The 8,009-nt window shown below is 63.8% G+C and carries 9 protein-coding genes and 1 pseudogene; 4 read left to right on the top strand and 6 right to left on the bottom strand.

Translation table 11 applies throughout. The features are described from left to right. The 3 genes and pseudogenes from AC5RUJ_RS07330 to AC5RUJ_RS07340 form a co-directional block, all read right to left on the bottom strand. Positions 1-196, bottom strand: a pseudogene (locus AC5RUJ_RS07330) (ribonuclease D); the annotation flags it as partial. A gap of 382 nt (positions 197-578) precedes the next feature. Continuing rightward, on the bottom strand, positions 579-932 hold the full coding sequence (locus AC5RUJ_RS07335) for a hypothetical protein (protein ID WP_494128186.1): 354 nt from the start codon (positions 930-932) through the stop codon (positions 579-581). Positions 933-1,203: 271 nt separating this feature from the next. After that, positions 1,204-1,659: a hypothetical protein gene (locus tag AC5RUJ_RS07340; protein ID WP_494128187.1), complete on the bottom strand. Its 456-nt coding sequence runs from the start codon at positions 1,657-1,659 to the stop codon at positions 1,204-1,206. A 553-nt stretch (positions 1,660-2,212) separates the two neighbouring features. Here AC5RUJ_RS07340 and AC5RUJ_RS07345 point away from each other — a divergent pair. From AC5RUJ_RS07345 to AC5RUJ_RS07360, 4 genes are all read left to right on the top strand, one after another. Further along, the gene (locus AC5RUJ_RS07345) at positions 2,213-3,448 is read left to right on the top strand and encodes a sensor histidine kinase (protein WP_494014124.1); all 1,236 of its coding nucleotides are present in this window, start codon (positions 2,213-2,215) and stop codon (positions 3,446-3,448) included. A gap of 19 nt (positions 3,449-3,467) precedes the next feature. After that, positions 3,468-4,124 (top strand): response regulator, encoded by a 657-nt coding sequence (locus AC5RUJ_RS07350; RefSeq protein ID WP_494155718.1) that lies wholly within the window; start codon positions 3,468-3,470, stop codon positions 4,122-4,124. Between the two features lie 95 nt (positions 4,125-4,219). Continuing rightward, positions 4,220-4,675: an AAA family ATPase gene (locus AC5RUJ_RS07355; RefSeq protein WP_493999561.1), complete on the top strand. Its 456-nt coding sequence runs from the start codon at positions 4,220-4,222 to the stop codon at positions 4,673-4,675. 263 nt (positions 4,676-4,938) lie between these two features. After that, positions 4,939-5,460, top strand: a complete 522-nt coding sequence (locus AC5RUJ_RS07360) for a class I SAM-dependent methyltransferase (protein WP_494128189.1) — start codon at positions 4,939-4,941, stop codon at positions 5,458-5,460. 208 nt (positions 5,461-5,668) lie between these two features. Here AC5RUJ_RS07360 and AC5RUJ_RS07365 read toward each other — a convergent pair whose 3' ends face one another. The 3 genes from AC5RUJ_RS07365 to AC5RUJ_RS07375 form a co-directional block, all read right to left on the bottom strand. Beyond that, a complete protein-coding gene (locus AC5RUJ_RS07365; RefSeq protein WP_494001247.1) occupies positions 5,669-6,259 on the bottom strand; it encodes a DUF3000 domain-containing protein in 591 nt (196 codons plus the stop codon). Positions 6,260-6,373: 114 nt separating this feature from the next. Continuing rightward, entirely contained in the window at positions 6,374-7,441 is a 1,068-nt protein-coding gene (locus AC5RUJ_RS07370; RefSeq protein WP_493999563.1) for a threonine aldolase family protein, read from the bottom strand. 49 nt (positions 7,442-7,490) lie between these two features. Beyond that, positions 7,491-8,009, bottom strand: a 519-nt coding sequence (locus AC5RUJ_RS07375) for an SDR family NAD(P)-dependent oxidoreductase (protein WP_494155719.1), incomplete at its 5' end; no start/stop codon positions are given.

The following is an 8,009-nucleotide window of genomic DNA, read 5'->3' on the forward strand; positions in this document are numbered from 1 at the left end:
CCGGACCGGTGCCGGCCGCCAGCGCATCGGCGGCCCGCTGCAGCCCCGACTCGCTGGCGATGACCAGCGGAACGCCATCCCGCGGCGCGTCGAGGTGGATCAGCTGGGGGGTCTGCTCCCGGTGTTCTGCGGCGTCGTTGGAAGTGCTCTGGTCAGGGCTGTTCTGCCCGGACGTGTCCGAAGTCAAGGAGCTCATGATCCGTTCAGTTTAGGCCAGCAGCATGCGCCCGGCCGAATGGCGGGACGCGCCATGCCGTAATCGGAGGCGATGAAGCGCCGCACGCCGACTTCCTGGCAGCCCACAGCCATTTCTGATGCATCCGCAGCTCCCGGGTGATTACAAACTTGCAATTGACTTCGCTAGCGGATGGGTTCCTGCGGATGAGCCCTCATCTGGGTTGCGCCAGGACGACGGCGGGCAGGATGTGTTCGCACATTTCTCGGCCAGCGCCTCCAGCGGCGTCGTCGCAGGGATCTTGGTACTTGTTGCATCCTTGCCGGCCCGATGGACTTTCGGTCAGGCTATGTTCAGCCCGGCGCAGGAACGGTTACTTTCGGTTGAAAGGGCCCGCTCTGCGTTATTGAGTGCTGGCCGGGTTCTGTTGCGCTGCACGGCACAACTGCTCTTCACGTTCTTCCGGGGAAAGCTCGTTCCATTTCGCTGTCTGGGCTTGGATCTGGGCTTCGGAGAAACTCAGAACCTTCATTTCTTCGGGGGAAATGATGACACTGTTCTCCGCGCCGATCATATTCTTCCGGTCCAGTTCTGCGCCTGCACCGTCCGCGTAGTCAGCTGAGCATTCGACGAAGGGCTGGTGGGCATCCGGCGTGTCAATTGCAAGGCTCTGGCTGGGAAGGGTGCTGATGCCAAGGATTAGGCCGGCAGTCAGAAAGAAGACTGTAGTCAACAGGATGGACGGTTTCTTAGCCATTTGTTCCCCCTCGCATCAACCCCGGTTTGTGCGAGCGGGGACGAATCGATTTTCGCCCAGCCTACCCGGTGCGGACGGTGTTGCCGGACACTTGGCCTAGGAGCGGTGTGCCCCAGTAGTAAGGTTCCCCAGCCATTAGCCTTGCATCAAAGTAATGGCGGGGAAGTTTGGCTAGGAAAAGCTTCCAAAGAGTGCGCAAGACAAGCGGCTAAGCCCTACCGGCTCCGCTGGCGCGGGCCGGAGGGTGGACCACTCCGAGCCTGTCGTTGCCTCATCTGGAACCGGAAATGATTTCGGTTACTAGTAGCAGGGTGGCCGCAAAGAAGGGGGCCGCGCCGAGTGTAAACCCGATCCACGGCCATCGTCCGTGTTCAGGTTCGGCTGTCATCCGTTGTGCCAGTGCAGTGCAAGTGACGATAAGTGTCACCGGGGCGTACATGTGAGGCACGTTGAAAACTCCTATGCCCAGGAGCGTCACGAGCCAAATGTCAGCCAGCATAATCAGCACCAAGATTCCGAGTGACCAGGCAGGGACGACGAGACGTTTGTTGGGGAAGTAGATCATGACGAGGATCCCGAGCAATCCGAAACCTGCCAATGCAACCGCGCCCCATAGAACAGCGTCACCCACCTCGGCCCCAATTTCTTGGGAGGGGGTCTGGACAGCGTCCGAGGAGAGGTAGACAAAATGATGCAGGATGTGCACATACGCGGGAGGCAGGGCCAAGCCGATTAGCGTTCTCGCCCAGATGGATGACCACCAGGGAGAGTTGCCCCTTGAAATATCTGCTGCGGATGATTGCACGGTTTGGAAACCTACTTCTTTACCTGAGACTGAACCCACTTTGTGCGAGCACGCCAATGGCTCCGTCCATCTGTTCCTCGAAACACTACGGCCACCAGACTTCTGTACATAAAGGGTTCCCTTATGCTGGCTCTACGCTCCGGGAAGCGTTTGCATGCTTTCTGTGCAGACCAAGGATCATCATCGGGCTGTGCGGGTCGATCGGGGGGGGTCTGACCAGACCAGAAGTGCGGTGCGGACCAAATCTGGCTCAAAGAATGATTCATTTGGCTAATAGGTTGATTTGCAGCATTTCGGCGGGATCTGTGTGATTGCCGTGGATATGGTGACTGGCATGGAACCGGTTTTGAAATTTGTGCGGAATTGGGGCGCCCCTGTGGCGGCCGTCCTTTTCTTTACACTGTGGTGTATTGCGGAGGCAGGAAGGATGGGAGGATCCTGGCAGTCATGGCCAGGGAACTGGCCGCTGGTGCTGATGACACTGGCGGTTGCCACTGCCGCTTGGAAGCCTTTGGTCTCTCTTGGGTTCACGGTTGCACTTCTTACCGGACAGATAAGTCATATTTTGCCGCCGATGGAAGCCAATCACTGGGCCATTTACCTTGGCTCGTTTGTCGCTCTGGGCTTTATCGTGTGGATTGCCCCGGCCCGGCAGCGGTACATGGCTGTGGGCGTGAACGTGGCCGCCGCTGCCGTCATGGCGTTCCTGATGCTTTCGTGGCGATACGGCGACGGTGTCGGTTGGTTCCCCCCGGCGCAGGCCGGCGACCGGTGGATGCTGCAGGACTATGGCTGGCAGTTGTTCGCGCTCCTCCTGTTGATAGCCGGGGCGTGCGCCGCCGTCGGCGGACTGGCGGCGCTGTATCAGGAACGGGGAGGTTTGTTCCGGGCCCGCGAACTGGCGCAAAACAGTCTGCAGGAGACCGAGATCGACCTGATCGTGGAGCAGGAACGGACACGCATCGCCAGGGATTTGCACGACGTCCTCGCTCATTCGCTGGCAGTCGTCGCCGCGCAGGCCGATGGAACCCGCTACCTGAGCAAGGACCAGCCCCAAGCCGTCCTAAGCGCCCTGGACACGATCGCCCGATCCGCCCGGAGCGCCTTGGTGGATGCGCAACGCGTGATCGAGGGCGTCCACGATAACGGTATGGTGGCGCCCCAGCCGCTGCTGAGTGACATCCCGGAACTCATCGAAGGCATGCAGCGCGGAAGTTTGAAGATTCACCCGACCGAGTCCGGGACACCGGTGGAACTGTCTGCCGGGCAGGAGATGGCCGTCTTCCGAATCGTTCAGGAGTGCCTGACCAACGCCCTCAAACATGGCGGGCGCGGCACCGATGTGCAGCTCCACTTTGACTGGAGCGGGCCGGGCCTGACTCTGCACGTGGCCTCGTCCGGCGCCGCAACCGGCCAAGAAGATGCCGCGAATCCGGCCACGTCCCGGGTGGGGAGGGGACTTCCCGGTATGCGCGAACGCGCCCATCTGGCCGGTGGCTGGCTGACGGCCGGGCCGGACGGCGAACACTTCCGGGTGACGGCCTTTATCCCCTACGGAACCATGGAAGCGACGACGGGGGACGATGCAGTCGGCGCCGAAGCCAGGGACACCTTCGGTGACGTTTCGAGTGCGGAAGTCCAGCCGGCTCTCGCCGCAGCGGGCCTTCCCGGGCAGGCAGGGGCCGCACGGGAAGCGGACCACCGTGGTTGAGGAGGGGACACGTATCACCGTGGCCCTGGTGGACGACCAGCCCTTGTTCCGGGCGGGTATCCGCATGCTGATAGAGAGCCAGGAGGATCTGGAATTCTTGGGAGAGGCCGGTGACGGGGAAGCATCGGTGGCCCTTGCAATCGAACGGCGTCCGGACGTGATGCTGATGGACCTGCGTATGCCGGTAATGGATGGCGTCGAAGCCACCCGGCGGATCGTGCAGCACGCCGCGGCGGCCGGCATCGATAAGCCGAAGATCATTGCGTTGACCACGTTCAACAGGGATCAGGCAGTGGTTCAGGTTGTGCGGGCCGGGGCGAGCGGGTATCTGCTCAAGAGCGCGGAACCGGAATTTCTACTGGCGGCGATCCGGACCGTTCATTCCGGCTACTCCGTCATCGCCCCGGGATCCGTTCACTCTCTCTTCGAGCATGCAGCCCGCACCGTTCCCGCTATCGGCCCGGACTTGTCCGTACTTAATGTGTTGTCGGTGCGGGAGCGGGACGTCTTCCTGCTCGCGGCAAAAGGCCTGAGCAACGGTGAAATGGCGGAGAGTCTGTTCGTTTCTGAAGCCACCATCAAAACCCACCTGCGCAGCGTGCTGGACAAGCTCGAACTGCGCACCCGCCTCCAGTTGGTCGCCTTCGCCCACGAACGCCGCCTACTGGGCACCTGAACAGGCGACAGTTGCTCGATAACTGTTGCGGGCGCTGATTTGGTGCGTGCATCTCGGTTACCGGGCACTCTCGCGCACCGTTTACGCCGGCTGTCATGTCTCGAGTTTTGATCACCGGCATGCCAGGCGTGGGAAAGACAACGGTGCTGCACGAGTTGTCCCGGCGGGGCTACCGAACGATCGACACCGACTACGACGCCTGGGTGCTTCCTGACGGAACGTGGGATGAACCGCGGATGACGGCACTTCTGGCATCTCATTCGTCTCTGGTTGTCTCGGGGACTGTCGAGAATCAAGGTCGCTTCTATGACCGTTTCGCCGCTGTTGTTCTCCTGAGCGCACCCGTAGAAGTCCTCATCGAGCGAGTCTCGGTTCGTAAGAACAATCCCTACGGCAGCTCAGAGGCAGACCAGTCCGTGATCCGCCAATACGTTCTCGACGTCGAACCGTTGCTTCGGAAAGGGGCGTCCCACGAACTGGATGGTCGTCGACCGGTTCCGGAACTGGCGGATGAGGTTGAGCGTCTCATCTCGACGTGTGATGAGGCCTGACGCCCGATAAACGAACGGCTAGCAGGCACCTGGGAGTCATGTGGCGGGACGCAAAGAGTAAGGGGCCCGGCACGGCGTCCTTGACGCTAGCCGCCATGCTGGCGAAGTGCCCGGTTAAAGAGCGGCATAGAGGCGCAGGCCCATGTATCGTTCGGTGCTGTTCCCTGACCGCTACGCTCGTCAGCATGGGGAGTGAATCTATCCGAGCCGCATATAGGGCACGTGCCGCCGAGTACACGCGCATTCTTGGTTCCGTTGAGGACATGCACGAGCTGGATCGGCAACGCATCGGACGTTGGGCGACAAGTATTGACGGCTGCGTGATTGATGCCGGGTGTGGACCCGGCCATTGGACCGACTTCCTCTACCAATGCGGTGCCAATGTGCAAGGGATCGACCTTGTTCCCGAATTCATTGAAAGTGCCCGCGGGCGCTTTCCCGATGTGCCTTTTCGCGTTGCCTCCTTACGTAATCTAGACGTACCAGATGGATCACTGGATGGTGTGCTGGCCTGGTACTCCCTCATCCACATGCCACCAGACGAGTTGTCCTTCGTGCTCAAGGAGATCGCTCGTGCCCTTGCCCAGGGCGGGCAACTACTCGTCGGATTCTTCGAGGGTTTTTCGGGCAAGCCTTTCCCACACGCTGTTACAACGGCGTACTACTGCTCCATCGAGCAGATGGGGCACTTGCTCAGCGAAGCAGGTTTCGATGTGCTCGACGTCGAGACGCGCCAAGACCCCGGGAAGCGAGCCCATGCCGCCATAACGGCTTCCGTCCGGTAAAAAGAATGAGCAGGCCACTGTCAGCTACCTCATCGTGTACTCCTACGAGACCGCCGCCTGGGCAGGTCTACCCCTACGCCGCGCACGTTGCCGCGCTGACCCGGGAACTCGCCACGGCCCGGTGCCGGTCCGTAACGTGTGGCTCGTGCCCGGCCGAATGGCGGGACGCGCCGGCACACGGGCTGCCCTGCAGGCGGGCGTCGGCTGGTCAGTTGCGGCGGCGGTGCGGCAGGGCGGCAACACCTTCCGGCAGTGGCGGCAACCCGGCATAGGTGCACACCATGTCGCTCCACGCCTCCAGGTGGGAGCGGATGTCGGCGGAGGCAGGCGTCCAGGAGGCGCGAAGTTCGATGTCGATCGAGTCCTGCCGCCCGCTCAGCGTGCCGTAGCTTTCGGACAGGATGCGGGTCGCGGTGCCCCCGGCGTTGCGGTAAGGGGCGCCGTGGTTCTCCAAGGCTTCCACCAGCCAGTCCCACGCGACGGAGCCGAGCATGGTGTCGTTGCCCATGTCGGCGTCGAGCTCGGCGCGGATGTAGGTGACGATCCGGAAGGTTCCGTCCCAGACCGCCGAACCTTCCGGGTCGTGCAGCAGGATGAAGCGGCCGGTGGCCAGTTCCGGGCCGTCGGCGGTCTGCAGGGCGGTGACCACCGGGCCGTGGAGCGGCCGGGGGCCCGGTTCGGCGATGACTTCCGCGCCGAGGGCCACGGCGAAGGGGGCCAGCCGGGAGGGCGCGGGAATTTCCTCCAGCCGCAGTTCATTCCGGCACTGCGCTTGGCGCAGGTCCGACAGCGCGCGCATGAACTCAGGCGGCACTGCAGAGAGATCAATCGCACTCACACAGCCAGATTAGGCCCTGATGCCGCAGGACGTCAGGCAGGCGCGCCGGGGAGCGGAGGGCATCCCGGCGCGGGGCTAGGAGAGTTCGCTGCGGATGGCCGCGGCGAAGGCGTCGATGTCGTCTTCGGTGGTGTCGAAGGAGCACATCCAGCGGACCTCCCCGCGCGACGAATCCCAGTCGTAGAAGCGGAACTTTTGCCGCAGCCGGTCCGCCACCCCGGGCGGCAGCGCGGCGAACACGGCGTTGGACTGGGTCGGCTGGGTCAGGGACAGCCCCTCGACGCCCTCGACGGCGGCGCGCAGCCGCGCGGCCATCGCGTTGGCGTGGGAAGCGGAGCGCAGCCACAGGTCGCCGTCGTACAGGGCGATGAGCTGGGCGGAGATGAACCGCATCTTCGAGGCCAGCTGCATGTTCATCTTGCGCAGGTACTGCAGCCCGTGGGCCGCATCCGGGTTCAGCACCACGACGCATTCGCCGTAGAGCAGGCCGTTCTTGGTGCCGCCGAGCGACAGGATGTCCACCCCGGCGTCGGTGGTGAAGCTGCGCAGGTCGGTGCCCAGGGAGGCGGCCGCGTTGGACAGCCGGGCCCCGTCCATGTGCAGCTTCATGCCGCGTTCGTGCACGTGGTCGGCGATGGCGCGGACTTCCTCGATGCTGTACAGCGTGCCCAGCTCCGTGCTTTGCGTGATGGACACGGCCAGCGGCTGCGCGCGGTGTTCGTCCCCCCAGCCCCAGGCTTCCCGGTCGATCAGCTCCGGAGTGAGCTTGCCGTCGTCGGCCGGCACCGCCAGGAGCTTGATCCCGCCCACGCGTTCGGGCGCACCGTTTTCATCCACGTTGATGTGCGCGGTGGAGGTGCAGATGACGGCGCCCCACCGCGGCAACAGCGACTGCAGCGACAGCACGTTGGCGCCGGTCCCGTTGAACACCGGGAAAGCCTGGGCGGCGTCGCCGAAGTGTCCGGCGATCACCTGTTGCAGCCGCGCCGTGTAGGCGTCCTCGCCGTAGGCAACCTGGTGCCCGGTATTGGCGTGGGCCAGCGCGGTCAGGACCTCCGGATGGACGCCGGAGTAATTGTCCGAGGCGAAGCCGCGCAGGTCGGTGTCGTGCAGGGAACCGGAAAGCAGGGGGGAGTCAGTCACGTGTTTCAGTATTCCTTAATCAGTGGGTGCCGTCACAGCCGGACCCGGGTCAGGCCAGCCGGATGCGTTCCCCGTTGAGGCGGGCGGCGTCCAGCGTGAACAGGGAGGCGGCGGCGCGGCCCAGGTCTGCCACATCGGTAAAACCGGCAAATGCCTTCTCCGGATCGGCCCGGCGCATGGCGTCGTCAAGCAGGGCCTTGACGGCCAGGACGACGGCGGCAGAGCGCTGGGGGGCGGGATCCTCCTTGCGCCCGGACTGGGCCCGGCGGAAGGCATCGGCCACCGAGAACATCCAGCTCTCGGCGGCGGCTTTGGCGGCAGCGTAGTTGGCGCCGGACGCGGTGGGGGTATCCGTTGCCGTGCTCGAGACGATGGCCACCCGGCCGGACGCCGAGGCCTCCAGCTGGGAAAAGAACGCGCGGGTGGTGTTCCGCAGCGTGCTGATCAGCTGCCGGTGCAGGAAGTCCCAGTCCTCGTCCGACTGCCCCGTCAGGCCCTGGCCGCCGCGCCAGCCGCCCACCAGGTGGATCAGTCCGTCGGCCCCGCCGTGCTCGGCGGCAACGGCGCC

The organism is Arthrobacter sp. Y3223164 (assembly GCF_059091005.1).

Coding starts and splice junctions, on each gene's coding strand:
- AC5RUJ_RS07335 (WP_494128186.1), bottom strand. CDS start 932: ATGGCTAAGAAACCGTCCATCCTGTTGACTACAGTCTTCTTTCTGACT.
- AC5RUJ_RS07365 (WP_494001247.1), bottom strand. CDS start 6,259: ATGCGCGCGCTGTCGGACCTGCGCCAAGCGCAGTGCCGGAATGAACTG.
- AC5RUJ_RS07345 (WP_494014124.1), top strand. CDS start 2,213: ATGACACTGGCGGTTGCCACTGCCGCTTGGAAGCCTTTGGTCTCTCTT.
- AC5RUJ_RS07360 (WP_494128189.1), top strand. CDS start 4,939: ATGCACGAGCTGGATCGGCAACGCATCGGACGTTGGGCGACAAGTATT.
- AC5RUJ_RS07355 (WP_493999561.1), top strand. CDS start 4,220: ATGTCTCGAGTTTTGATCACCGGCATGCCAGGCGTGGGAAAGACAACG.